The sequence below is a fragment of the Paenibacillus sepulcri genome (assembly GCF_042647105.1).
GTDB lineage: Bacteria > Bacillota > Bacilli > Paenibacillales > Paenibacillaceae > Paenibacillus_Z > Paenibacillus_Z sepulcri.
Window position 1 is genome coordinate 7,276,932 of record NZ_JBHRUP010000001.1, and the last position, 25,445, is coordinate 7,302,376.

General features: G+C 50.1%; 18 protein-coding genes. 17 read left to right on the forward strand and 1 reads right to left on the reverse strand.

The annotated features are described in order from the left end of the window. Positions 1-164: 164 nt before the first annotated feature. The 6 genes from ACFOLF_RS31665 to ACFOLF_RS31690 all read left to right on the forward strand — a co-directional run bounded on the left by ACFOLF_RS31665 (position 165) and on the right by ACFOLF_RS31690 (position 8,433). A complete protein-coding gene (locus tag ACFOLF_RS31665) occupies positions 165-2,870 on the forward strand; it encodes a UxaA family hydrolase (protein WP_210039462.1) in 2,706 nt (901 codons plus the stop codon). An 819-nt stretch (positions 2,871-3,689) separates the two neighbouring features. After that, the gene (locus ACFOLF_RS31670) at positions 3,690-3,839 is read left to right on the forward strand and encodes a hypothetical protein (RefSeq protein WP_210039461.1); all 150 of its coding nucleotides are present in this window, start codon (positions 3,690-3,692) and stop codon (positions 3,837-3,839) included. Next, on the forward strand, positions 3,839-4,015 hold the full coding sequence (locus ACFOLF_RS31675) for a DUF2961 domain-containing protein (protein ID WP_210039460.1): 177 nt from the start codon (positions 3,839-3,841) through the stop codon (positions 4,013-4,015). Before ACFOLF_RS31670 ends, ACFOLF_RS31675 begins: the two co-directional genes overlap by 1 nt. Before the next feature lie 1,057 nt (positions 4,016-5,072). Next, complete coding sequence (locus ACFOLF_RS31680) at positions 5,073-6,374, forward strand: 4-hydroxybenzoate 3-monooxygenase (protein WP_210039459.1); 1,302 nt, start codon at positions 5,073-5,075, stop codon at positions 6,372-6,374. A 505-nt stretch (positions 6,375-6,879) separates the two neighbouring features. Beyond that, positions 6,880-7,284: a hypothetical protein gene (locus ACFOLF_RS31685; RefSeq protein WP_210039458.1), complete on the forward strand. Its 405-nt coding sequence runs from the start codon at positions 6,880-6,882 to the stop codon at positions 7,282-7,284. Positions 7,285-7,443: 159 nt separating this feature from the next. Further along, positions 7,444-8,433: a phage baseplate protein gene (locus ACFOLF_RS31690; RefSeq protein WP_210039457.1), complete on the forward strand. Its 990-nt coding sequence runs from the start codon at positions 7,444-7,446 to the stop codon at positions 8,431-8,433. A gap of 27 nt (positions 8,434-8,460) precedes the next feature. Here ACFOLF_RS31690 and ACFOLF_RS31695 read toward each other — a convergent pair whose 3' ends face one another. Then, on the reverse strand, positions 8,461-9,765 hold the full coding sequence (locus tag ACFOLF_RS31695; RefSeq protein ID WP_210039456.1) for an ABC transporter substrate-binding protein: 1,305 nt from the start codon (positions 9,763-9,765) through the stop codon (positions 8,461-8,463). Positions 9,766-10,230: 465 nt separating this feature from the next. Between ACFOLF_RS31695 and ACFOLF_RS31700 the strand changes: the two genes are divergently transcribed. The 11 genes from ACFOLF_RS31700 (at position 10,231) to ACFOLF_RS31750 (ending at position 25,424) form a co-directional block, all read left to right on the forward strand. Beyond that, on the forward strand, positions 10,231-11,352 hold the full coding sequence (locus ACFOLF_RS31700) for an ATP-binding protein (protein WP_210039455.1): 1,122 nt from the start codon (positions 10,231-10,233) through the stop codon (positions 11,350-11,352). A gap of 247 nt (positions 11,353-11,599) precedes the next feature. Continuing rightward, on the forward strand, positions 11,600-12,070 hold the full coding sequence (locus tag ACFOLF_RS31705) for an RNA polymerase sigma factor (RefSeq protein ID WP_379113142.1): 471 nt from the start codon (positions 11,600-11,602) through the stop codon (positions 12,068-12,070). Beyond that, the gene (locus ACFOLF_RS31710; protein WP_210039453.1) at positions 12,063-13,301 is read left to right on the forward strand and encodes a hypothetical protein; all 1,239 of its coding nucleotides are present in this window, start codon (positions 12,063-12,065) and stop codon (positions 13,299-13,301) included. Before ACFOLF_RS31705 ends, ACFOLF_RS31710 begins: the two co-directional genes overlap by 8 nt. A 584-nt stretch (positions 13,302-13,885) precedes the next feature. Continuing rightward, entirely contained in the window at positions 13,886-14,797 is a 912-nt protein-coding gene (locus ACFOLF_RS31715) for an ABC transporter permease (protein WP_379113144.1), read from the forward strand. Positions 14,798-14,870: 73 nt separating this feature from the next. Continuing rightward, positions 14,871-15,749, forward strand: coding sequence for a carbohydrate ABC transporter permease (locus tag ACFOLF_RS31720; RefSeq protein ID WP_210039451.1), 879 nt, complete (start codon positions 14,871-14,873; stop codon positions 15,747-15,749). 39 nt (positions 15,750-15,788) lie between these two features. Then, the gene (locus tag ACFOLF_RS31725; RefSeq protein ID WP_210039450.1) at positions 15,789-17,300 is read left to right on the forward strand and encodes an extracellular solute-binding protein; all 1,512 of its coding nucleotides are present in this window, start codon (positions 15,789-15,791) and stop codon (positions 17,298-17,300) included. A gap of 150 nt (positions 17,301-17,450) precedes the next feature. Continuing rightward, positions 17,451-19,907, forward strand: a complete 2,457-nt coding sequence (locus tag ACFOLF_RS31730) for a helix-turn-helix domain-containing protein (protein WP_210039449.1) — start codon at positions 17,451-17,453, stop codon at positions 19,905-19,907. A gap of 201 nt (positions 19,908-20,108) precedes the next feature. Then, positions 20,109-21,044, forward strand: a complete 936-nt coding sequence (locus ACFOLF_RS31735; RefSeq protein ID WP_210039448.1) for a carbohydrate ABC transporter permease — start codon at positions 20,109-20,111, stop codon at positions 21,042-21,044. Further along, on the forward strand, positions 21,044-21,892 hold the full coding sequence (locus ACFOLF_RS31740) for a carbohydrate ABC transporter permease (RefSeq protein WP_210039447.1): 849 nt from the start codon (positions 21,044-21,046) through the stop codon (positions 21,890-21,892). Before ACFOLF_RS31735 ends, ACFOLF_RS31740 begins: the two co-directional genes overlap by 1 nt. 162 nt (positions 21,893-22,054) lie before the next feature. Then, positions 22,055-23,431, forward strand: a complete 1,377-nt coding sequence (locus ACFOLF_RS31745) for an ABC transporter substrate-binding protein (protein ID WP_210039446.1) — start codon at positions 22,055-22,057, stop codon at positions 23,429-23,431. A gap of 181 nt (positions 23,432-23,612) precedes the next feature. Further along, positions 23,613-25,424 (forward strand): sensor histidine kinase, encoded by a 1,812-nt coding sequence (locus ACFOLF_RS31750; protein WP_210039445.1) that lies wholly within the window; start codon positions 23,613-23,615, stop codon positions 25,422-25,424. The last annotated feature ends 21 nt before the right edge of the window (positions 25,425-25,445 follow it).

Sequence of the window (25,445 nt, forward strand, 5' to 3'; positions counted from 1 at the left end):
ATACAATATTTGCATGAACATGCGTCGTTGCGAAGTTTCGATTTCGACTTTTTGTAATCGGTTTCATCTCTTCCCGCTGGTGATCAGCGAGCTATTCAAAGATCAGTGCGGCTACGGATTTATATTTAATTCAAGCGAAAACTTAAATAAGGAGTTAGAAATCTATGAACGCATCTTATAACTTTGACGAAGTGGGTAGACTTCCCTTACCCGGAGATAATGTCGCGGTAGCGACCCGACAACTGGACGCTGGCACCATCATTCATTATCAAGGCCAAATCCTGACCTTGGATTATACGGTCATGGAAGGCCATCGCTTTGCGGTGAAGGCGATTGCTCCTGGTGAAGCCTTATTCTCGTGGGAATTACCATTTGGTGTGGCTCTGCAATCCATACAACCCGGCAATTATGTGATCAACAAAAGCGTGCTGGAGGCGCTTAGTGTACGTTCGTTGAAATTTGCGCTGCCGGCGGCGCCCAATTTTTCTGATCAGGTTCCTCCGTATGTTCTCGACGAGATGAATTTCCAACCGGCTGCAGCATTGCCCGCATACCAAGAAACACGCACCTTCATGGGTTACCGGCGCAGCCAAGCCCGCGGTGTCGGTACCCGCAACACGATTGTTTTGTTGGGCACAACCTCACGCACGGGCAGCTATGTCAAGCAGCTTGCCGCTCGTCTGCAAGGGCAACTGAAGAACTTTCCCCAAGTGGATGGGATTGTCCCCGCAGCGCATACTGAGGGAGGCACTGAACAGCCTAATAACCTGGCGCTATTGCTGCGCACGCTGGCCGGATTTATCGTCAATCCCAACGTAGGCGCGGTCTTGATAGTAGATTATGGCATTGAATCCGTGACCAACCAGATGGTAGAAACGTATTTACGCGAACACAATTATCCATTGGATGAAGTTCTGCATCGGTTTCTGTCAATCAAAGGCGGCTTTCAGGATAATCTGAACATAGGGGAAGCTATTGTGCAAGATTGGCTGCCAACGGTCAATGACATGGAGCGGACTCCTGAATCCATTAGCAATCTAAAAATCGGATTACAATGCGGAGGCTCAGACGCCTTTTCCGGCATTTCTGCTAATCCGCTGCTGGGCTGGATTGCGCAGGAATTGATAAATTACGGCGGCAGTGCCAGTCTGGCTGAAACCGATGAATTAATTGGCGCAGAGCCCTATGTCTTGAAGAAGGTACGCGACGTGGAAACCGCCCGTAAATTCTTAACGTTCTTAGAAGAATTCAAGGAGCGCACGTCTTGGCATGGCGCTAACGCTGAAGGAAACCCATCCGGTGGTAATAAATATCGCGGCCTTTATAATATTTACCTCAAGTCCATTGGCGCTGCCCTCAAGAAAGACCCGTCCACCCGCCTTGACTATGCGATAGACTATGGTGCGCCCATGAAAGAATCCGGATATTATTTTATGGATAGCCCGGGTAATGACCTCGAGAGCATTGCCGGTCAGGTGGCTTCAGGCTGCAACCTGATTTTCTTTACGACAGGCAATGGCTCGATCACCAACTTTCCTTTTGTACCGACAGTCAAGGTGGTAACAACAACGCGTCGTTTCGAATTATTAGCCAATGATATGGATGTCAACGCCGGTCAGTACCTAGAAGGTGTATCCATGGATGAGTTGGGCAAGCAAGCCTTTGAACTTTCGTTACAAATAGCCTCCGGTCAGCGCAGTGTTGGCGAGAAGGCTGGCCACTCACAGGTGCAGATCTGGCGCAACTGGCGGCAAACCGATTCCAGCCAACTTGATATATTGCTCCATGCACCTCTGCCGACAGGGGAACCTATTGCGATTCAAACGGATGCAGCCGCGGATCCAAATCCCTTCCGATTCACATTAACACGTCACAACGGCCATCGAGCCAGTGACCACATTGGCTTAATCCTGCCCACAAGTCTTTGTGCCGGGCAGGTAGCGAATATGATTGCTCTGAAGCTGAACAAACAGGGGCTTGGGCAACCTGAGCACCTCTCACGCTTTGTGGCCTTGGCTCATACGGAAGGATGCGGTAATTCGGCCGGGCAGCCCGAACAGTTGTATGCCCGCACTATGATTGGCTATATTACCCATCCTCTGGTTCAGCATTGTCTGTTGCTGGAGCATGGCTGTGAGAAAACCCACAATGACTATATGCGTCACGAGATGGAGGAGATGGGGGTTGATCCCAGCCGTCTTGGCTTTGCTAGTATTCAACTTGACGGCGGAATTGATAAGGTAACTCGGAAGGTGGAAACGTGGTTTGCTGATCAATTGTCCGCGACTGGGCCAACCACGAAGGAGACTGTCGGCCTGGAAGCATTACGCATTGGCATCTTAAGTGATGGTTCCGTTACAGACGCAGATGGTGAACAATTGGCGAAGTTGACAAGGATGATTGCTGGCGAAGGCGGTATGGTGGTTATCCCCGAGAACAGCGGGTTGCTTTCAAAGCCAGCCTTCCGTAATAATTTATTTAATGCCTCCAATGTCCCGCCGTCATTGGCATATGGCGAACATGCCCGCCTCACAGGTTGCCACATCATGGAAACCCCGACCGAGCATTGGGTGGAGACCGTAACGGGCCTAGCAGCCACGGGTGTAGAGTTAATTATTGCGCTCGTCCACAATCGCCCAATGCAGACACATCCGTTCGTGCCGATGCTGCAAATGGCATCGGAGCCGGCTATGCAGCAAACCTATCCCAATGATTTGGATCTGTTGCTTACCGGGAATCCGGCCGCTTGGACCAATCAGATTCTGGAAGCATCTAAGCAAATCATTGAGCATAGCTATACTCCGCGTCTCTATCAACAGGGTAATATTGATTTTCAATTAACACGCGGATTTTTGGGTGTTTCGTTGTGAATGGGACCTCAGGTGAGGTTTCAATATTGGATAAAATGATATTGGCAAATAGATTGATGGGACTAAATCCGAGGGAGTGTTTTCAGCAACCTTTTTCCTCTGATTATCCCTGGTAGTTTGATTCTAAATTAAGTTGTTGGGGATTGAGTATGCCAAAGCTAACGTTATAAATTTGATAAAAGAGTCGAGTATTGGAGTACTCGACTCTTTTTGTTTTGATGATCTAACTATTGATATAAATTTGGATCCGTTTTATATTGGGTTTAAAGCAACACCAACTTATTTGCTCGAAGCTTCGTCAAGCAATGATTATTGAAACAATTGAAAATCATTGAATTCAAATAATTCAAGGGGGATGTTTAAATTTGGAAAATACAAGACAGTATTATATAGACCGCATCATTCACTGTGCAGCGAATAATAACCTGTATGACTATACCGTCATTCGTCTTCATGAGTTGGATACTAACGAACTTATTGCCACTTGGGACGGTCTCAGATTGGCTTATGGGGACATAAAGAGTATTAAGCAATAGGATTATCATATCATGAGCGGGACTGAAATGTATTACCAGATCATCGAGCAGCGGTTTCGCTCCCATATTAAATATTGGGAGACGCCATACAAGCGCAGCGTCAGAGGATGGCAGCCCGCCTGGACCTGAAGGGGGGATTGCAGTATGATGTCCCCTTAGATCAGCTAAATCTCCCATTAACAAAACGAGCCTAATCTTCAGTCCAAAACTGAAGATTAGGCTTTTCTGTACTTGGCGCACATTGACTAAAGAAACAATCCGCACGATAACGGAGGTAATGAACATGCTGCAAAATCACGGTCTAGGCTTCGGTTTATCCACCGCCCCATTAAGGACGAACGGCAAATCCCGCTCCATCTCGGCCGAGAATCCGAAGGGCGAAGCAGGCGCAGGCGGAAAAGAAGCAAGCCATATCTGTATCGCTGGCATCTGATGGACCCGATCCGCTTCGACAGCGAGCTGCGGGTTACGATTCAGCAGATGGGCCATAACAGCCGCGCCCTGTACGAACGAACGGATGATGTGTCTTCCGTCGCGTACTGGTACCAGGCCGAGCCGCATGCTTCATTCCCGCAGCTGCTGCCTGTGAACAAGCGTTGGCCGAGGTAAAGCCAACTCATCCTGATTATATTTAATTCAAATAAAAATTTACGGGGCAGAGGTAAGGATAAATATTATGGTTTGGTGTCGCGCAACTGCGCGACTTTTTTTATCGGTACAGGTTCTTGTCAGTTCCTGATAAGAACCCGTATTGATTGTCGCAGACTCAGGTCATTTATTGTAAAATAGCCGGAAACACATGCCACTCACTTCTGCTGAAGAAGCAAAAAGACTGCAAAGACATAAAGAACAAGGGTATGCGAAAGAAGCTGCCCCGCTATTTAAATACTTCTTTGCCGGTACATGCGTTTAATTTTTTTCCTTCCGATCTAGGAGTGTTAGGTCCCGATATCGACGAGCAGCGGATTCAGCGCTAGTAGCCAAAGCTGCAGAGGCATTCGAAATAAAACCGTATGAAATTAGACTCCTAATGATTACCTTTCGGAGGAGTTCCGCACTGTCACAGTGGCGCTATCGCTCTTCCAGAACGAATTTGGTACCAATTACCCGCTGCTTATGACAGTTTCTCAAAGGTATACTTTAATCCTCATTCTTGAGGGCTTTTTTATAGGAAATCCTTTAAACCAAATGTTGGGAATGATAAAATGGTGGGGGAAGGGTTCGGGAAGAAGACGGAGAAATGCAGGAGCACATTTAGTCCTCTCGTACTTGAAGAAAGAGCTCTAACGAGTAATTGCGGCATGAGTAGATAAGGGGCTATTTGCTACTCAGTTTTCTTCAACGATCGAGTTTAGAAGCCCCATTACCCTCATCGTGGCAAGCTTTATATCTATATGAAAAACTGGAGAGGGATTCAATTTCACTGAGCATTCAGCATTTGGAGAAGGCTGTCTTTGAATTATTGTGGCGTGTTGCCACACATAGAGATACGAATAAAACAAATTAACCGCAAGTCGCCAAAAATACCAGTAAACGCCTTAATGCCATCGGTTCACGAACAAATGTGAGTGATTTTATATAATCGCTTGAACTGATGATAGAGCACAAAAAACAGTAATGGCCCTATAAAAATCAGAATTGTTTGACAATAAGGGAGGCTGTTCTAATGGCGAAGCGGTACTTTCATTACGACGAGATTGCTAGTGAACAATCTGCAGGCTATACCAAAGCGTTGGGTGAGGAATTTGTGCCCGGCCCGGTAGATGGCGAGGATCTGATACGCTCACGCACGCAAGTGGCTATCGTCGGAGCGGGGCCAGCCGGTCTCGTCCTGGCCCTCCTGCTGCAGCATGAGGGCATTGATTGCGTCGTCGTCGAGCGTCAGACCCAGGCATACGTGGAGACCCGTGCACGAGCCGGATTTATCGAGCACCGCGTAGTGGAATTCCTGCGCCAACATGGCCTCTCGGAGGGACTGGACCTTCGAGGCGTACCCCACACGACATGCGAGTTCCGCCATGGAGGGAGCCAGTACATAGTTCCATACGGTGATCTCTCCGGCGGTGCCCACGTCGTCTACCCGCAGCAGTTCTTGGTGAGGGACCTGCTCGAGCTGTTTACGTCCCGAGGCGGGAAAGTGCTGTTCTCACACCCAGCTGTCAAAATGGAAGGCATGGAGGACAATCGGGCAGTGGTCACCTGTGTCGTGCAGGACTCTTCTGACAGTCCGCTCCAATTGGAACTGGAATGTGACTTCGTCGCGGGGTGCGACGGGTTCCACGGCCTGTCCCGCACATCGATCCCCTCGACCCATGTTATGACATTCACTAAGCAGTACGGTATCGGATGGCTCGCTCTCCTCGCTGAGGTACCATCATCGATGAAAAGGATCGTGTATGCACTGCACGATTCCGGCTTTGCCGGGCAGATGCCTCGAACCCCACAGGTCACAAGATTTTACCTGGAGTGTCTGCCCGGGGACCTGGAATCAGAGTGGCCTGATGATCGCGTCTGGAGAGAGCTGCGCAAGCGTATGGCTATCGACGGTGAAAACGACTTGATCACAGGCCCGATCATCGAGCGCAGGGTACTCGACATGCGTAGCGTAGTAACTGAGCCGATGCAGTATGGAAACCTCTTCCTCGCCGGCGACGCTGCCCACATCATCACTCCCGTCGGAGCGAAGGGCATGAATCTCGCCATTGCCGACGCCGAAGTCCTCGCACGCGCGCTTATCGCTCACTACCGAAAGAGGGATGGAACGCTGCTAAGGGAGTACTCCAAGACACGCCTCCCGCATGTGTGGCGGGTACAAGAGTTCTCCGACTGGATGTTGCGGTTGATCCACAGCACCGATGGAAGTAACGAACAGGCGTTCTCCGAGCGCCTGCGACGGGCGAGACTTGAAAGGTTGTGCGGATCCAACGCCTATGCGAATCTGTTCGCGGAAAGCTATGTCGGTCGATAACGATCCTGCTAATCGGGTAGATCATCGTCTCAGGGGCAACGAATCTGAAAATGCTTTTTAAAACCAGACGAATGTCTGCCATCGATCGTACTGCAGTGAATATGAGAAAGTATTCTGCCCCTGGGGACTACGCACAGGGGTCTCGTTATGTGAACCGTGTCGTGAAATAATGTAAACCCGGTGAAATACATGGAAATGGAAATGGGTCATTGATAGCGATCCCTTTGATCTGTCCATCTCCTATTAAACTACAAAAAATAATACCAAATCCATCCATTAACTGGAAGAAATAACTTGGAAGGATTTTCAAAGAAGCGCATTAGAACGGGCACGAAGAGTGCAGATAATGCTCAACATTCTGCGTTTCATTGTTCACAATTGACATTGCATGGGAATCCTTTCACACTTTGGTCAATAGGTTAACCTGGCAGGGTGCAACTTATAAGCGTATGAATACGTCTCTTATAGTAGTAATATTATACTAATAATGGAAGAAGGTACGAATGTGAACCGAAAAAAGCGGCCTATTCTTCTGTTAATTTCAGCGTTTTCTTTTATACTATTAGTTATTTTAGGTTTCAATTGGCTTCAGGACAATATACTTTACCAATTTCAGAGCTTTTCAGTAACCATACATAATAAATCAGACTATGAGATTGTTTCAGTGGAGACTGGAATAATAAAAGGGACCTCGAAAGATATTCATACAAAGAAAATCAAGAGCGGGGAAACCATGAAAATAAAGCCTAAACTTACCTTAAGTGGTGAAGGGGCAATATATATAACATATATCGATTCAAGAGGAGTTACCAGTAAGGAAACGGTTTGTGGCTATACGGAATATCTGGCGGGAAATTCGAAAGTGACAATTAGTAATGATAAGGTAAATATTATAGGAAAGTGCGCATAACCATCTTCATATACAGAATGTTAACATTTTTTGGTTCTAAATGACCATTCTAAGATTAATCCTAATACTGGATAATCTAGTTGTATTTATAAACCAGTTATAGATTCAGTTTTCCGGAGCCGTACAACGATTTTAGTCCAAAACAATGGAGGTATCATTATGTTTCAAGTTCAAGCGCTCAGTCTTATCAAAAGCCAACTAAGAATACTCACATCTTTTTTTCTCGTCATTCTTATTTTTGGAATGTCTGTTTTGCCCGTATTTGCCGCATCTCCTGAGAAAACAGTAAACGCTTCGGCAACACTCGCATACAATCTCAAGGGACTTAATCACAACCTGGCCGTTCAGAAAGCTTACATCGCTTCAACGTATCTGTACGTTACTCAGCGGTCAGGGGGGACAGTCTATCTTTCCAGATTGCTCATGAACGGAAGTGACGCTACTTACGTGGATGAAATGACCATTACCAATTCCGGTCATGGCCAAACCCTGGATATGTACACGTATAATGGTATAAATTACTTTTATTTCAGCTCAAAAGCGGATCCCTCAACAACGTATAACTGGTCGCTTCAGGTAGCAAGACTTCAATACTCGGCTGGCGCGACCTATGATTATACGGATCTTCATCGGTTTACCTATATGAACTACGCCGATAAGACCGGCTCAAGATTAGGTGAGACATACCGTGTTGATGGCGGCGGCAACAGCACCTATACGATTTTACGCATACAAACTGCAGAAGGAACTGTTACCTGGTCCATTTATGACACGGCAGCATTGAACCGGCTTCTTGACAGCAATGAGCAGGTGCGGATGGACAGTGCTGCGGCGGTCAGCGCCTGCGTTACAAGCTTTACCCAGTCAGGCAGTGCAATTGTCAGACCGAACGGATCTTTCCAGGGTCTTGATATGCTCGTTAATACGGAAATCTATACATCAGGCGGAGCCGAAGGCGATACTCCCCAGATTGCAATGATGTCAAACACAGGAGCGTACAAAACCCTTGTGAATATCACAAATGTGGGAACCCATGAAATCGAGGGAGTACAGACAAAAGACGGCAACGTTTATTTTAATATCGTTACAGACCCCGTGAATAAAAAAAATACGCAAAAAATTTATTACGTTCCTGATAGCGTTTTTTAAATAGCGCCAATAAAAGGCATTCTCATTCTACTCATTAAGGAAGAGAGTAACTTTGTTCTGAATCAGCTTGGCAACATCCTGCGCCGTTTTTTGGCCGGTGAAGAATGCTTCGGATTCCTGAATAATCGTATCTTCAATTTGTGAGGATTTGGGCGCGGCGGAATGAAACTCTCCGTTTACGATGGCGTCCAATTGATCGAGCGCAGCGGCATCAACCGCAAACGGCTTTCCTTGAAGAGGTCCTTCCTTATCGGGCTGCACCGTCCCTGCGTCCTTCAGCTGCTGGATTTGTTTCTTGAAGACGTTTTTGTTGAAGGAGAATCCAGCAGACTGCAGATTGGTACGGGTCTGTCCTTCTTCCGAGATCAGGAATTTGATGAATTCCCAGGCTTCCGGCTTCACCGAGGAGCTGGCGTTCATTCCTATACTTCTGTAGGGAGTGAAATAACCTCCATTTCCTGCGTCTTGCGTATGTGGTGTGACGTACAGCCTGGCGCCCTCTCCGAATTCCTTCAGGGAAACGAGGTAGTCGCTGGGAGAATTGAATTGGGACTGGTTAAAATAAGAGAAGGACCCATTCGCGCCCAAAACGCCCGGGCCTATGACTCCGTCGTCGAAGAGTGTTTTGACCTGCTGCATCAGACCGGTAAAGGACTCCGAGTCGAAATTTGCCTGTCGCTTCGTCCGGTCCACAAACCGGGAATAATTATCGTTCACCATCTGAAGCAGCATATAATTCGGAGTGCCGCCAAACCCGATTTTGTTCTTGTCACTGCCCTTTTCCTTGATTTGCTTCGCGGACTCGGCAAATTGGCTCCATGTCCAGTTCTTATCGTCCACCTTAATTCCGCTTTGGCTGATTGCTTCTGAATCGCTGACCAGCGCATGCAGCTGGAAAGAAAGCGGCATTCCGTACAGACCTCCATCCAGCTTCAGCTTATCGAGAATATTGGTGAAATAGTCTTCCTCCGGAAAGCCCGAATCCTGCTGCATCATAAGGTTCAGATCGGCAAGCAGCTTATGATCCACATACTTATCAATCGGCAAATCATCCATCATGATCAGATCGGGACCTTTGCCTGCCAGCATAGACGTGTTCGAGGTCTCCACGAATTTTTCAAGATCGGCTGTAAAATGCTCATTATCCGTCTTCACATACTTCAGATCGATATCAACATTGGGATGCAGCGCCTCATATTTCTTTACGGCTCCCTGAAGATTGGCGTCCTCCCAGAACGTCGAGAAGACGATTGTGGCTTTCCCCTCTGCCGGAGGAGACTGCGGATCTGTTCCTGTTCCCGTCTGGTTTGGCGGGCTGGACGGATCTTCCAAGCTTCCCGTCTCCTGCGTGGCGGGGGATGCTGCGCTGCCTGAACTGTTATTGCTGCAGGCGGCTAAAAATTTAAAAAGGATACTTAGAAATAATGCTAGGGCTGTTTTTTTCATTGTGGACACCTGTCTTCCTATTTGTGGATTCAGAGTTCTGCATCATTTAATGTGAAGGAAGCTTGTGACCAAAACTTAATGAAGTTGTAAACAAAATATAAACGTTTGTATCTGCTCGAATTAACCTCCATCAGAATGAGAGCGAGCGATACCTGACTTAACGAAAGTCATTTGACGAAGGGGCTGCTGCGGCAGCTCCTTTTGTTTTTTATGCCTATTGGCATTTACAACGAAGGATATATTTGTTATTATATATGTAATAACGTAATAACGTAATTACGTAATTACGTTAAACGCGAATGAATAACTTAAATGATCGCAGCATTATTGAATAAAAGGAGTGAGGAGACAATGGATCGGGATTACGGAGTTGAACTGGATGCCTTGAAAGCGCAGTTGTCAGAGCTCGAGCGGCTTGTTCGGCAAATGGGAGGAACAGAGCGGAAAACGGCGGCTGAAGGAGGGAACGAACCGCTCTCAACGGAAGCGTTTCTGCAGGATGGTAACATGGAACATGGCGCGATTTACTTCTCCGGTTATTATCGAAGCGGGCAGCAAACCGTAAGATGCGGGCCGCAGGAACGAAAATCTGACGATTTGCTCGGACTTGACAGAGGCAAGGCGGCGAAAGTAATTTCCGCACTCGGACATAAACAGCGTCTGGATTTGCTTCTTGAGGTTTGGGATGAGCCACGTACTGGAACGGAGCTTGTAGAGCGGCTGAATATGGGGACAACCGGACAGCTGTATCATCATTTGAAGGCATTGTCTGGCGCGGATTTATTGACTCAGGAAGAACGCGGAGGACGCTATACCATTCCGGCTCACCGCCGTTTTCCGATTCTTCTTCTGCTGTCAGCGGTTTCGGATTTGATCGATACCAGTGATTTTATCGATATGACCGAAGCCCGTAATGAAGCGCATGCCTATTTGGGCGCTCCAACACAGTCAGGATATGATATACATCATCTGCTTTGGCCTATTCTCGACAATTCGATCGATGAGCATCGGGCCGGATATTGCAGCGAACTGGGTATCTATCTGCATGACGACGGAAGCATAACGGTAACGGATAACGGACGGGGGATTCCGATTCGATTGCTGCCGCAAACCGGCAAGCCTGTGGTGCAGACTGTCTTGACCGAAATCGAACAGATCAACGCTTCCAAAGAAGGCACATCGTTTTTCGCTCCAGGTGCGGAGAAAGAAATCGGGATGGCGTTCATTAATGCGCTATCTCGCGTGTTGAACGTGGAAATTCGCAGAGAGGGCGGAATTTATCGGCAAGAGTATCGGCACGGGATACCGCAAACCGGCTTAATGATGGTCGGTGAGACGAATGAAACGGGCACGAGCATTACCTTTAAGCCCGAACGGGATCTGTTTGCGAGCGGTTTTGACAAAGCAGTTATAGAAGCACGAGTCAATGAGCTCAGAGAAGACAATCCAGAGCTGCGATTCAGCATTCAATAGACGATCCAGGGGTCAACCGTTTCGATGGTTGGCTTTTTGGCGTGCTTTTCAAATATGTCATTACCCATATACAATCTACTGGATACTGTTGCTCCCTGCCAGTCTCAAATTTCAAGGATTGTGCTTCCGGAAAAGAAAGTTCGCGCATTGCCCAACACTTTTCCCCGCCCGAACGTTATACATGCGAAGGACGGATGGAGCTGAAATGGACGGAAATTGAAAGGGGGCTGCCGCGATCATCGAACAACTGTATACCGTGCATTATGCCGAATTGAACCGCTTTGCCAGATCCATCGCCGGCAACGACAAGGAAGCGGAGGATCTGCTGCAGGAGACGTTCGTCCGGGCGCTGGCCCATTCCGTAACCCTCGAACGGCTGGCGGCATACGAGCGCAGGGCTTGGCTCTATAAGGTGATGAGGAACCTGCTTTACGACCGGCGCCGGAGAACGAAATTCGAGACCGCGCTGCCCGAAGGGTACGACCCCTGGACCGACTTCGATTTCCTGGCTGGTCTGGAAACGGAAGAGCTGCTGCAGTGCCTTCCTTCCCAGCTTCGCGAAATCATCCGACAGCGTTACATTCTGGGCATGACCGGCAAGCAGATCGCCGATCGGTCCGGCGTCCCCCACGCCACCGTCCGCTATCGTATTCATACCGCCTTACGCTTATTGCGAAATAAGCTGAATCAAGAACAGGAGGATTCCCGCCATGAATAAAGTAATCCAAAATGTTAACGTGCTGGACATCACAACGGCAGCCGAACAAACGATGGACGACGTAAGCATGATCAGGAATGTGAATTTACTGTTGTACAGCACAGCGACTGTCGGCTTGCTGGCTAACGTCGCTCAGAATAACATCAACGTACGGGTCGAGATTCCGGAAGGCGTCAAGCTGCATATGGTGAACGACCGGTACGAGGTCGGAGCCGCCGCGGAGGGAGACTGTCCGCAATATCTTCTGGTCAACGGGACGATCGTTATCCGGCCGGAAGCCGATGCCGAATCATTGGAGCGCGGCATTGCCGGCATCATCGTGAATGGCACGATTTTTTGCCCCGAGGGCGTGCTCAGCGTCGTTCAACGGAAGATCATACAGCACAACGGCCGTCTCGCTTCATACATGGATAACGCGCTTCTGATTAACGATCCGGTCCATATCGACGACCTGTTCCTGCGCAAGCTGCCTTCCGGCTCCAGGGTCTCCTTCAGCGGAAAAGCTGTTCTGCTGGATGCTGTCGACACTGCCCTGCTGGATGAAAAGCTGCACAATGCGGAGTTCACGGGCGAGCTTGTTATCCGCGAGGAGCTGCTGGCCGCGCTGTCCGGCAGGCTGGTCAATCCGCATAAGGCGAAGATCGTCACTATTCCTGCAGATACGTACTATATCGACCGCGACCTGACGCTGGATGCGGGCGTGCTGCAGAGACTGCCGCATAGACGCATTCATGCGACCAGTATGCTCCGGTTCGAGCGCGACGTAACGCCGGAGCGGCTTGCCGCGTCAGTCGACCGTCTGCACACTGACAGAACGATCCTGTGCCCCTTGGAACTGAAAGACGGCGTGCTGGCCGTAACGACCGATCCCGCCGTGGAGGTGCTGAGCTACGCTGGCAAGCTGCGCGTCGTTGAAGGCGAATACCGCTTAACAACGAGCGAGCTGAATTATACGCCGGAACCACTCTCTTTCATTGTACACGGGGTGCTTGATGTTGCGCCGGAGATCGATCCGCAGCTGCTGTTCGATTCGCTCGGATCTATCGTAAATTATGGCGTCATCAGCGTCGAGGGCGAACAGTATGGCATTGTCCAAACGAAGCTGATCAAGAATGAAGGCGTGATCGATGTTCGGCGAGCCGAAAAGGATCATGACGAACCAGCCGGGGCTGCAGCTGCGGATGCGGATGATACGGTTTATATCAGCAACGTTAATTATCTGAAGCTGTAACAGGCATATTCTGACGATACCGCTCCAATTCAGACCGTTCGGTGAATTTTGCAAGCCTGGCGGCTTATATCTTGAATTCAAACAGGCCCTGAATAAGAGTTGAATGATTAGATCTGGGAGCATACGGCCGGGATGGGAAATTCTCGTTCCCGGTTAAATGGCTCCATATAACGGCGGTAGTCCAGGACATTCTTTCGTCCAGGGCTGCCGTTTTTGTCATTCTAATAACCGCGTGGAATCAGCATCCCCATTCAACAATTTGTATTTTCAACGAGCAGTTTCACGTCCGGACAGTCATTATGCAAGAAAAGTCAACTGGTGGAAATCCATGGCGAAGCCTCCCGGGCTGCGGGAGGGGTCAGGCTGGAAACCCCGCAGCCGAGGGCATTCAGGCACCTGCAGGCCCGCTTTGCAAAAAGTTGCGATTGCCGGAAATGACCGCATATCGTAAAGTGGCCTTACCCGAACCCTGGGCGGCGGCTTGGGTTCATACAGTCAAGGAGGTGGCAGGAAGAATGTCTTCGTATTATAAGGCAAACCGGAAGCAAAGTGATGAAACCGCATACATCTCTGCCGTGAAACAAATGCGCAAGCAGAGCATATGGAACGGAATCAAGCGGGACAAATTTCTTTACCTGCTGGCGCTGCCGGGAATTGTCTTCTTTATTTTGTTCAAATATGTGCCTATGTGGGGAATCATCATTTCATTTCAGAATTACTCGCCGTATCAGGGGATGTGGCGCAGCCCGTGGGTGGGCTTCGATCATTATGTACGGTTCTTCTCCAATCCCGGTTTCATGATGCTGTTCCGCAATACGATGGCGATTAACCTGTTGTCGCTGCTGCTGTTTTTTCCGCTTCCCATACTTATTTCGGTCATGCTTGCCGAGGTTCGCAGCATCGCCTACAAACGGGTCATTCAAACCATCGTCTATCTGCCGCATTTTTTATCCTGGGTCATTATTGTCGGCATCACGTTCCTGCTGCTTTCCACAGGCGAAGGCGTTGTGAATCAGCTGCTTGTGGCGGCGGGTCTGAACAAAATAGAATTCCTCACGACCCCGAACTACTTCTGGGGGCTGCTGACGGCACAATCCATATGGAAAGACGCAGGTTGGGGGACGATTATTTTCCTTGCCGCTATGGCGGGGATTGACCCGCAGCTATACGAGGCGGCGAAGATTGACGGAGCGGGGAGGCTTCGGCAAATCTGGCATGTCACGCTGCCCGGCATACGGCCGGTTATCATCATACTGCTGATTCTCCGCATCGGCCATATGATGGATGTCGGCTTCGAGCAGGTATTTCTGATGATGAACGGAGCGGTGTCCGAGGTTGCGGACGTGTTCGACACCTACGTTTACCGCCTGGGGGTCAAGCAGGGACAATTCAGCTTCAGTACGGCAGTGGGTGTATTCAAATCGGTCATCGGCCTGCTGCTGGTCATTGGCGCCAATCGCCTGGCCAAAAAATTCGGCGAGGAAGGCGTTTATTGAATAAGCGTTCGAAAGATTGTCCGCGTAGATGCCTGGGCTTGTAATTACGCAAGAATGAAAGGAGGAGTCGATTATGAAAAGAGACTACGGTGACCGTATGTTCACCTTTGCCAATGCGGCTCTGCTTGCCGTTGTCGGCCTGGTCACCTTGTTTCCGCTTTATTATGTATTCGTGGTATCTTTCACCGATCCGTCGGAATTCATCAAGAACCGGGCAACGCTGTGGCCGGCGCACTGGAGCCTGGTGTCCTATCAATATTTGATGTCCACGGACGCGTTCCTGCGGGCCATGGGCAACAGCGGATTTCTCGCCGTTGTCGGCACGGCCTTAAGTCTGCTCGTGACATCGGGGCTTTCCTATTCCCTCTCCCGCCGAAGGCTGCAGGGCCGGCGCATCATGATGCTGCTGATCCTGCTTACCACCCTGTTCAATCCGGGAATTATCCCGCCGTACCTGCTTGTCCGCGATCTGCATCTGATTAACAGCACCTGGTCGCTCATTCTGCCTGTGCTGACAAGCGGCTGGTATGTTCTCTTGATGAAGGGCTTCTTCGACAGCATCCCGCCGAGTCTCGAGGAAGCTGCAAGGATTGACGGATGCAACGATGTCAGCGTCTGGTGGCGGATCATTTTGCCATTATCCCTGCCGTCTATGGCTGCCTTCGGCCTCTTCTATGCCGTCGCCTACTGGAACACCTTCTTCAGCGCGCTGCTGTACATTAATGATTTTGACAAGCAGCCCATGCAGGTGCTCCTGCAGAACATGCTCATTGACTCTTCCACGGCTGCGGGCGGCGCTGCGGCGGCGGAGATGGTCTCGGAGCAGCAGATTCCGCCGGAGACGCTGAAGATGGCGGCGGTCGTCATTGCGACGGTTCCCATTCTGCTGGTCTATCCTTTCCTGCAGAAGCATTTTGCGAAGGGCTCGATGATCGGGGCTGTTAAAGAGTAAGCAACTGGACCATATAAACTATTGGGAGGCTATGAAACTATGAAACGTTTATCAAAAAAACGGTTGACCCTTGCCGTCGTTCTGGTAATGACCATGATTATCTCCGCCTGCAGCGCGGGGAATTCGAACGATGAAGGAACAGGCAGCGAGGCTCCATTGAAGGTCAATATTATGACCATGTATTACACAGCGGAGCCGCCTGGACCGGACAATGTCGTTGTGCAGGAGTTCGCCAGGAAGACCAATACGGAGCTTAATATTACCTGGGTCTCTCCCAACAGCTATGGAGACAAGGTTAATGTCACGCTCGCTTCGGGCGATATCCCCGATCTGATGCTGCTGGATGACCCGTTCACGGCACAGGTGAGAACCATGGTCCAGCAGGGCGCATTCTGGGACTTGACTCCCTTCCTGAAGGATTATCCCAATCTGATGAAATTCCCTGAGGATTCCTGGACCAATACGAAGCAGGCGGATGGCAACAATTACGGCATTCCAAGGGTCCGTCCTGTGGAAGGCGGAGGCTTCCCCTATATCCGCAAGGACTGGCTGGACAAGCTGGGCCTGGCGGCTCCGACTACAACAGATGAGCTGTACACGGTGCTGAAGGCTTTTGTGGAGCAGGATCCCGACGGGAACGGCAAGAAGGATACAATAGGCTACGCAGGCTTTGTGGATCAGAACGGGATGGCCTACTTCAGCACCCTTGTGAATGCTTTCACCCATACCACCGGAGATTGGAAGGAAGTGGACGGCAAGCTGGTCAATGTGAATCTGCTGCCGGAGATGAAGGAAGCGCTCCAGTGGCTGAACCGGGCTTATAATGAGAAGCTCATCCCCGAGGATCTGGCGGTGCTGAAGAACAGTCAGGCCAAGGACATGCTGAAGGCCGGCCGTGCTGGCGGATTCCAGGATACGGTAGAGGCGGCTTGGGAGCCGACGGAGGAGCTTCGCAAAAGCGACCCGAATGCGGATTTCCTTCCCTTGGTGTCGCTAAACGGTTATGTGAACAAGGACAGCGGGTTTTTCGGCATGTTTGCCATCCCGAAGACGGTGCCCGAGGAAAAAATGAAGAGGCTGCTGGAGCTGATGGACTACGGAGCTTCCGATGAAGGCAGCGATTTGGCGAGCTTCGGCATCAAAGGAACCCATTATACGGAAGAAAACGGCGTCAAGACGGTGACGGAGCAGGCGAAGAAGGACATCGTCGCCCAGCAGGCGCTCGGACAGGTTTTCATCAAATATGACAAATATCTGAGAGCTTACCGCAGCGGCATGCCAAACGATATGCTGGAGCGCAACAAGAAAATCATCGACGAGCGCGAGAAGGTCAGCGTTCCCGATCCGTCCACCGGCCTGTATTCCGAAACGAATGTGACGGCAGGTACGGAGCTTCGCAAGAAAATTCAGGATACGAAGACCAAAGTGATTCTCGGCAAGGTGCCGATGAGCGACTGGGACGACTATGTGAACAAACTGAAGTCCGATCCCGACATGCTGAAGATTACCGAAGAGATTAATGCCTCTTATGCGAAGCGCCAAGAGGGGTAAGCGTAACCGTCGGTTTCACAATTGAACATGTTAAACTGGTAGTCAAGCCAGAAGGCAAGCATCAAAAAAACTGGCTAATCATGCAGGTTCAAAAAGTTCCCCGTGATCCTATTTGGACTTCTTGATCCCTCTAAAGGAGCGCATGTTCAGATGATCAAACGTGGCTGGAATATGGGAAACCGGTGGTGGAAACAGCGGACAGGCCGTGGACGTTTCTATCAGAAAAGCCTGATCCTCGTCTTATGCATCACGAGTTTGCCGACTGCTGTGATTGGAATAGCCTCCTATGTGCTTGGTGTAACCAATATCGAACGGGCGGTGGCAAGCGCCCATCAGGTGCTGCTCGGGCGAACAACGGCGAGGATGGACGAGACCCTCTCGCAGCTGGAGCTGGCTGCTTCCCAATGGGCATTGGATCCCAGAATGGATGCCAGCCTGAAGGAAACGGATCTGAAGCGGGAGTACAATACGTCCTATGCGTTATTCAGCTTCCTCGGTCTGATTAAAGCGACTTATCCGTTTATCGGGGAGGTGCAGCTGTATCTCAAGCAGGATCTGCCCGTTGTCCTCTCCGATAGCGGCGGAATCAGACAGATTGCCGGCAAGGAAGAACAGGATCAGCTGAATCGGCTGCTGGACAATACGAGAGGCATCTATTGGCTTACGCACTTTAGTCAGACTGCAGCCGGTCCGCAGGAGAAAGTGGTGCTGGTCAACAGGCTTCCGGTGTACGGCAAATCATACGGAGCATTATTATTTATCATGGATCGCGCCAAGCTGACGGCGATGGTGCAGGAGACGGCGCTTGAGAAGGAAGGACCCTCGCTCCTGATTGACGATGCCGGGGAATTGATCGTTCAGGAAACAAGTGCTGCCGAGGGCTCGGAACCGTTCAGGGCCGCATTAATGACAGATGTCAGAAAACGGCAGGGGGAAAATAAGGAGAGGGGCGCGAACAGCAAAGCAGCGAAGAGCGGCTCCTATCTGTTCAAGTGGGATCATGAAAGCTATTCCGTTTCTTACAGCAAACTCGCCAGATCCGGAACCTCGTGGACCTATGTAACCGCTTCGCCGCTGTCGGCGATGACAGGTCCGATAATTTTATTATCCCGGTCGCTGTTTGCCGTCAGTCTGACGGGCCTGCTGCTGGCTGTACTGCTGTCATGGCTGGGATCCCGCCGCTTGTACCGGCCTATCCACCGGTTGGTGGCGCTGGTGAGAGAACCTCGGCGGGATGCCGCTTCCATGGAGCAGGACATCGGGTATGGCGATTCTGCGAATCATCCGGGTTCCAGGAAACAGGACAGGAGTACAGGCTACGACGGAGATGAGATGGGCTATATCGAGAGCCGGTGGCGTGATATGTCCGATGAGAAGCAGGCTATTCAGGCAGAGCTCAAGCGTGCTTATCCGTCGCTGCGGGCGGGCTTTCTGATGCAGCTTGTGAATGGCCATTACCATATGCTGAGCGAGGAGGAGCTGATGGAGAGAATGGCAGGCTTCGGTTGGCCGCTAAACGCAGGGGACCGGATTGCCGTATTGCTGCTCCAGATCGGGCGCTTGTCTTCACCAGAGCGGAGGTTCCGTGAGAATGAAGAACAATTGATGACGTTTGCCGCGGCCAATGTCGCCCAGGAATTTGTTCAGGGAAAAATTCAGCAGGCGGAAGTGATTAATTTTCAAGACACGACCGTGGCGATTCTGATCCCGTGCCCGGCGTGGGAAACGCCGCAGCAGACGAAGGAGCAGCTGCTCACTTTGGCAAGGGAGTTGGCTCAGATGCTCCGCTCGCTGCTCAAGCTGCAGGCGGTGATCTGCTATGGCGGTCCCGACAGGGTCCAGGAGGTTCCAGTGCTGCTGTCCTATCTGCGCGGAGCAATCCGTCACCGCGATCTCAAGGAGGATTGGCAGGTGATGGAGCTTGCAGATATGCTTCCTGCGGGCGGTGAAGCCGGAAGCTATCCGTTCTCGCTGGAGAAGGAGCTGATCCAGTCTGTACGGTTGGGGCATGCAGAGGAGTCTGCAGGCAGGATGGAAGCCTTCTTCCGGGAGCTGACCCACAGATGCGTCACGGAGAAGGCGGTGCAGGAGGGCGCGCTGCAGCTGCTTGGCAGCCTGCTGCACACGATGATGGAGGCGGGTTTCCAGCCTCCAGGCCAGCAGGAAGGAGGCAACCTCTACGAGCAGCTGCTGTCGATCCGCGAGCCGGAAGCGATGCTCCAGCTGCTGCAGAATAAAGTATTGGGCGCTTATATGAAATGGATCTTCCTGCAGCAGGACAGGGAATTGAAGCAGATCGTCGACAGAGTCAAGGAGGAGCTGGAGAGAAGCTTCGCAGGAGACATATCCCTGGAGAGCTGCGCGGAATCCTGCGGGCTTAGCACCTTCTCCCTGAGCCGGGCGTTCAAGCAAATTCATGGAATCAATTTTATTGAATATCTCGCGGCCGTGCGTATTGCCAAGGGCAAGGAGCTTCTGCGCACAACGGATTTGCGGGTGAACGAGATTGCGGAGGCTGTCGGTTATCAGCCTTCGTATTTCATCCGCGTCTTTCGCAAGGCGGAGGGGCTGACACCCGGTCAATACCGCGATCAAAGAAGCGGATGAAGACCTGATAACCGACAGCGATTTCTATCACAATTTCAGAATTGCCCGGGATCCTTAGATTCCGGGTTTTTCCCTGTGTCTCTCTGAAATCGCTTGCATCAGTCAAAAAAATTACAAAAGAGTCATAATCCTGCCTTATGTGCGCATTCTGATGAATCCTATAATAAGATATGAGTTCGAATAGGGTTGGAGGGCGATAAAATGGGGCTACAGGAAAAGAGCGCGGCAGTCCCCGGCGTCAGGATAAGGTCAAGCAGCGCCAGGAGAAGGCGCGAGACGCTTGCCGGTTATTTATTCACAGGTCCCATGCTTCTGGGCGTCATTGTATTCACATTAATTCCGGTTATTATGCTGTTTACGTTAAGTCTCACGGATTGGTCATTCGTAACCGGTTACAGTAAAATCCGCTTCATCGGAATGGATAATTTCATCAAGCTGTTTCAGGATGAGGCGTTCATCCAAACGCTGCTGCATAATCTGTTTCTGATCCTGGCGGTCCCGATCGGAATGGCCATAGCGCTGCTGTTTGCTGTTATTTTGACGAAGCATGTATACGCGCAGAGCTTCTTCAAAATCATTTTTTTTATGCCGCAAATTTCCAGTGTCGTTGCGGTGGCAGTCGTATGGCAGGTGCTGTTTCACCCGTCCTACGGGCCAGTGAACGGGCTGTTGATGTCGCTCGGTATGGACAACCCGCCCAAATGGCTGGCAGATACTCATTATGCGCTGCCTTCGGTGATGATGCTGATGATCTGGATTGATATGGGCGTATCGCTGATTATTTATATCGCCGGAATCAATAATATTCCGCATGATTTGTACGAAGCAGCGGATATTGACGGGGCAAGGGCCTGGAACAAGTTTAAAAGCATTACGTTCCCGCTGCTTACGCCAACCAGCTTTTTTCTTCTGATTACGGGAATCATCGGCAGCTTTAAAGTATTTGCGCTCATTAAGGTACTGACCGACGGAGGACCGGCAGATTCCACCTCTGTTATTGTCACCCGGATGTTTCAGGAGGGCTTCGTTAATTTGAAGACCGGCTATTCCTCCTCCATGGCCGTCGTGCTCTTCTTCGTCGTATTGCTGATTACGTTTTTGCAATGGATTGCGCAGCGGAAGTGGGTGCATGATTAATGGAAAGAATCGCGGGTTCACGCAAAGGAAATACCGGGAAAATCATTATGACGGTCATGATGTCCATCATTGGACTCCTGTTTCTGCTGCCGTTCTTCTGGATGCTGTCCTCATCCTTCAAGCCGGAGACGGACATCTTCAACTATCCCGTGGAATGGATTCCGAAGCACTGGCAGATCATTGATAATTACCGCGCCGTCTGGGCGGGCAAAGCGAACTTTGCCTTGTTTTACTGGAACTCTATAAAAGTAACGCTGCTCACCACCTTGCTGTCCGTTATTGTTTCCAGCCTGGCCGCCTACGGGTTTACAAAAATTCATTTTCGCGGGCGGAATATTCTGTTTTTCTTCATCCTGGCGACCTATATGGTTCCTGCCGAAGCCACGCTGGTACCTCTGTTCGTCATGTTCCGCTCTGTGGGTCTTTACAATACGCATACCGGACTTATTCTGCTGGGCGGCTTCAGCGTCCTTGGAACTTTCCTGCTGCGCCAGTTCTTCCAGGGGATTTCCAATGAATTTATTGAATCGGCGCAAATGGACGGCGCAGGCCATTTTACAATCTTCACGCGTATTATGCTGCCGCTTGTAAGACCGGCCCTGGCGACTTACGGCATCCTCCGCTTTATCTGGACATGGAATGATTTTCAAACGCCTTTTATTTTCCTGAGCGACAAGCAGCTCTTCACGATTCAGCTGGGGATGAGCGCCTTTGCCGACCGCAACGGACAGTTCTATTCCTTGATTATGGCAGCTTCGGTATCTGCGATTATTCCGCTGTTGATCGTCTTCATTATCGGCCAGAAGCATGTAATCGAAGGAATCAGTTTTGGCGGTGTGAAAGGATAGGAGTGGAAAAATAATGAAAACTGCCGAAAAATGTAAAAATAATTTTAAACCAGTCAATTTTTTTCGCTTCTTAATAAAAAGCTGAATGGTAGGATTAGCTAAAGCGGATAATCCAGATGCTAAACGTAAAAGAGCTACGCAAAAGACATGAGGAGGAATCATATGTTTAAGAAAACATGGGGTATGTCGGTTACGATTGCGCTTGCTGTCGGATTGTTGGCGGGATGCGGCGGTAATTCCGGCAATAATGCGAATTCAACATCTGCCGATGCGAACAAGCCCGCGAACTCCACGAACGCGAATACAGGGGGCAATGCTTCCTCTGAACCGGTTACGATTAAAATGGCTGCGTGGTTTCCGGAGGAGCAGATGGCGCCGGCTATCGAAGCGTATAAACAGGAGAAACCGGATGTGACAGTGGAATATGTTCCGCTTGTTGACAATAACGATTCCGTGGCGGGCATGCAGAAGCTCGATCTGCTGGTGGCTTCCGGGGAAGATATCGATATCGCCCTGTTCCCCAATTCAAGCGAATATTCGAAACGCGCGAGTCTTGAATTGCTGGCCCCGCTCAATGATATGCTTACTGCCGAAGGAATCAGCGTAACCGACGAATATATCGTTGATCCTTCCATCAACGGCAAAGTGTATGCCCTTCCAGACACGTACGAGAATTATTTTGTACTGCTGAACAAGGATATGCTGGACAAAGCCGGTCTGCCTATCCCGACCAAATGGACGTGGGACGACTATCTCGACTATTCCAAAAAGCTTTCCAGCGGGGAAGGTGCCAATAAAATATTCGGTACGTACTTTCACTCCTGGCCGTTGTACTTTGAGCTCGGCTTGATCAACCAGCCGAAAGATAACAACCTGATCAATAACGGCGTGCTCAAAATTGACAGCCCGGAAATCCGCAAATCGCTGGAAATCCGCGATCAGGCGGAGAATGTGGATAAGAGCGCAATTCCGTATACCGACACGATTTCTCAAAAGCTGGCTTACCGCTCCGTTTATTTCGCCCAGAAAGCAGCCATGATTGTTACCGGCAACTGGATGATAACCGAAGCAGGAGGCTCGGATGAGTTCCCTGCAACCTTCGTCTCGGCGTTTGCGCCAATGCCATCCAGCTCGGCGGACGGGCAGACAGGTCTGAGCCCCGCGAACGGCAACTTTATGGCGGTGTTGAACAAATCGGAGCAGAAGCAGGCCGCTTATGATTTCATCCGCTGGTACACGACCAAAGGCGAGCAGCTGAACAATGTTTATTCGGCATGGAAGAACCAGGATGTTGATCAATTTATTGCGGGCGTCAAGGGAAAAGTCCAAAGCCCCGATAAAATCGATGCTGATTCCTTGTCGTATGTCATCAAGAACAGCCCGACCTCACCGCTTAATATCCCGCCGGCGTATCAAACCGAACTGGATGATGCGTTTGTGAAGGAAGCGGAGAAATTCATACTGAAACAGCAGGATCTCGAAACCACGGTCAAGAGCGCCAATGCGGCTTTGCAAAAAGTAGTCGACGCTAACAAATAATCGCTCAAAATATGTTAAAATAGAATAAGCACGACATCCTTTCCCGAACTTTATTTTATCCGCAGCTTTTCGGGAAAGGGTGTTTTTTCTAATTATAGGAAATCCTATGAAATCACTCCATTTAGTTGTTCTCCATGCTCGCACAGTTTCCTTACATTTGAGAGCGCTCAGGGGGGTAATCATGGCCGGGTTTTTTCAAAATAAAAGCTGGAGAAGAAGTCTGCGCTACAAGCTCGTCGTTACTTCTGTGCTTTGTTTGCTTTTGCCTTCCCTGCTCACCTTGTGGGCCAGCGATTATTTGACCAAAAATATTGTCCGGGCCCAGGTTGTTGACAATGAGAGAAAATCGCTTGAGCTTGCGGATGTGTATATATCGGGCTTGTTCAACAGCATGATCCGGATCTCCAATTCGATTATGTTTGAGAATGATATCAATGTATCCCTGAAAGAAATTTGGCAGCGCAGCCGTTCCAAACAGCAGGACTATGCGAAGGATACGCTGGCGGCCAAATATTTTATCGATGACAAGCTCGAAAATATTGCTTACGCTATGGATAATGTATATATCACGCTGATGACGACAGAAGGACAATACTTTACCAGCACGCTTAAGCTGGATGACGCATTCAAGCCATCCGACATCGAGAATGAACCATGGATGGAACGGCTGAGGGATCTGCCGGCATTCGAGGTGGACTGGGTGGGTCTGATCAAAAGAACCCCCGATTCCAGCCGTTCCGGCATTCCCTTCTCAATCGCCGTCGCTCGTAATTTGCGTATGTCCTCCAATGAGACTTACGCTTATCTTATCGTCAGTATCGGGGAAGATCAGCTGAGTCAGATTTTTCGCCACGATGTAGGACGCCAGGAAACCGTTCTGCTTGATAAACAGGGGATGATTATCGCCAGCAAGGACAGCAGTAAAGTCGGCAAGCCGTTTCGATTCAGCAGCAAAGTTCAGAATCCCGATTCCCGCCTGGTTGAATATGAGAATGAATCCTTTCTTCTCAGCAGACATAGCCTGTCTTACGGCGGGTACGAGCTGGCAAGTCTCAAGCCCTACAAGGAAGCGGTCAGCCAGATTCATACCGTGTACAGACTAAGCTTTGCCATTCAAATCGCGGCGGTGCTGCTGTTCCTCGTTCTGTTTATTTATATGGTGAGACAGTTCACCAAGCCGGTGATCAAGCTTGGGCAGGTTGCGGCGCGGGTAGAAGCCGGCGATCTGACCATCCGCTCCAACATCCGGGGCCGTGATGAAATCGGCCATCTGGGCAAAATGTTCGACCAGATGCTCGAAAGCATTGAATGGATGATGGCGGAGGTCACGATGGAACAGACGCAAAAGCGCAAAGCGGAGCTCGCCATGCTTCAGGCCCAGATCAACCCTCATTTTCTGTTTAACATCCTGAATTCAATCCGGCTCCGTATTCTCATGAAAGGCGACAAGGAGAATGCCGAGCTCCTGTCCTCATTATCCGGTCTCCTGCGGATGACGATTCAGCGGGACAATGAATTTACGCCGCTTCATGAGGAACTGCATATTGTAAAGAAGTATGTGGAACTGCTGAATTTCAGACAGTCCGAGAAGGCCGATTTGGAGATTAATGCGGCATCCGATTGTCTGGCTGTCCCGATTCCGCGATTCCTGCTCCAGCCTATAATCGAGAATGCATATATTCACGGGCTGAATCAGAATGCGGGACTGATCCGCATCAGCGCCCACAAGTCGGACAAGCTGCTTACCATTATAATTGAGGATGACGGGGAAGGAATCGCTTATGAGAAGCTGGAACTGCTGCGGCATGAAATGAGCCGTATCCGGGATATTAAACCGGCTGCGCCGTCAGTGAAGCTGTCGAGTATTGGCATCTCCAATGTATATGAGCGTTTGTATCTGATTTACGGCAATCAATTCAGGCTGACGATTGACTCCAAGCCTGGCATAGGGACTGTACTGCAAGTGATGATTCCGATTCTGACGACGGAATAAACAACCTTGAGAGGTGATCCG

Coding starts and splice junctions, on each gene's coding strand:
- ACFOLF_RS31665 (WP_210039462.1), top strand. CDS start 165: ATGAACGCATCTTATAACTTTGACGAAGTGGGTAGACTTCCCTTACCC.
- ACFOLF_RS31670 (WP_210039461.1), top strand. CDS start 3,690: ATGCTGCAAAATCACGGTCTAGGCTTCGGTTTATCCACCGCCCCATTA.
- ACFOLF_RS31675 (WP_210039460.1), top strand. CDS start 3,839: ATGGACCCGATCCGCTTCGACAGCGAGCTGCGGGTTACGATTCAGCAG.
- ACFOLF_RS31680 (WP_210039459.1), top strand. CDS start 5,073: ATGGCGAAGCGGTACTTTCATTACGACGAGATTGCTAGTGAACAATCT.
- ACFOLF_RS31690 (WP_210039457.1), top strand. CDS start 7,444: ATGTTTCAAGTTCAAGCGCTCAGTCTTATCAAAAGCCAACTAAGAATA.
- ACFOLF_RS31700 (WP_210039455.1), top strand. CDS start 10,231: ATGGATCGGGATTACGGAGTTGAACTGGATGCCTTGAAAGCGCAGTTG.
- ACFOLF_RS31710 (WP_210039453.1), top strand. CDS start 12,063: ATGAATAAAGTAATCCAAAATGTTAACGTGCTGGACATCACAACGGCA.
- ACFOLF_RS31715 (WP_379113144.1), top strand. CDS start 13,886: ATGCGCAAGCAGAGCATATGGAACGGAATCAAGCGGGACAAATTTCTT.
- ACFOLF_RS31720 (WP_210039451.1), top strand. CDS start 14,871: ATGAAAAGAGACTACGGTGACCGTATGTTCACCTTTGCCAATGCGGCT.
- ACFOLF_RS31725 (WP_210039450.1), top strand. CDS start 15,789: ATGAAACGTTTATCAAAAAAACGGTTGACCCTTGCCGTCGTTCTGGTA.
- ACFOLF_RS31730 (WP_210039449.1), top strand. CDS start 17,451: ATGATCAAACGTGGCTGGAATATGGGAAACCGGTGGTGGAAACAGCGG.
- ACFOLF_RS31735 (WP_210039448.1), top strand. CDS start 20,109: ATGGGGCTACAGGAAAAGAGCGCGGCAGTCCCCGGCGTCAGGATAAGG.
- ACFOLF_RS31740 (WP_210039447.1), top strand. CDS start 21,044: ATGGAAAGAATCGCGGGTTCACGCAAAGGAAATACCGGGAAAATCATT.
- ACFOLF_RS31745 (WP_210039446.1), top strand. CDS start 22,055: ATGTTTAAGAAAACATGGGGTATGTCGGTTACGATTGCGCTTGCTGTC.
- ACFOLF_RS31750 (WP_210039445.1), top strand. CDS start 23,613: ATGGCCGGGTTTTTTCAAAATAAAAGCTGGAGAAGAAGTCTGCGCTAC.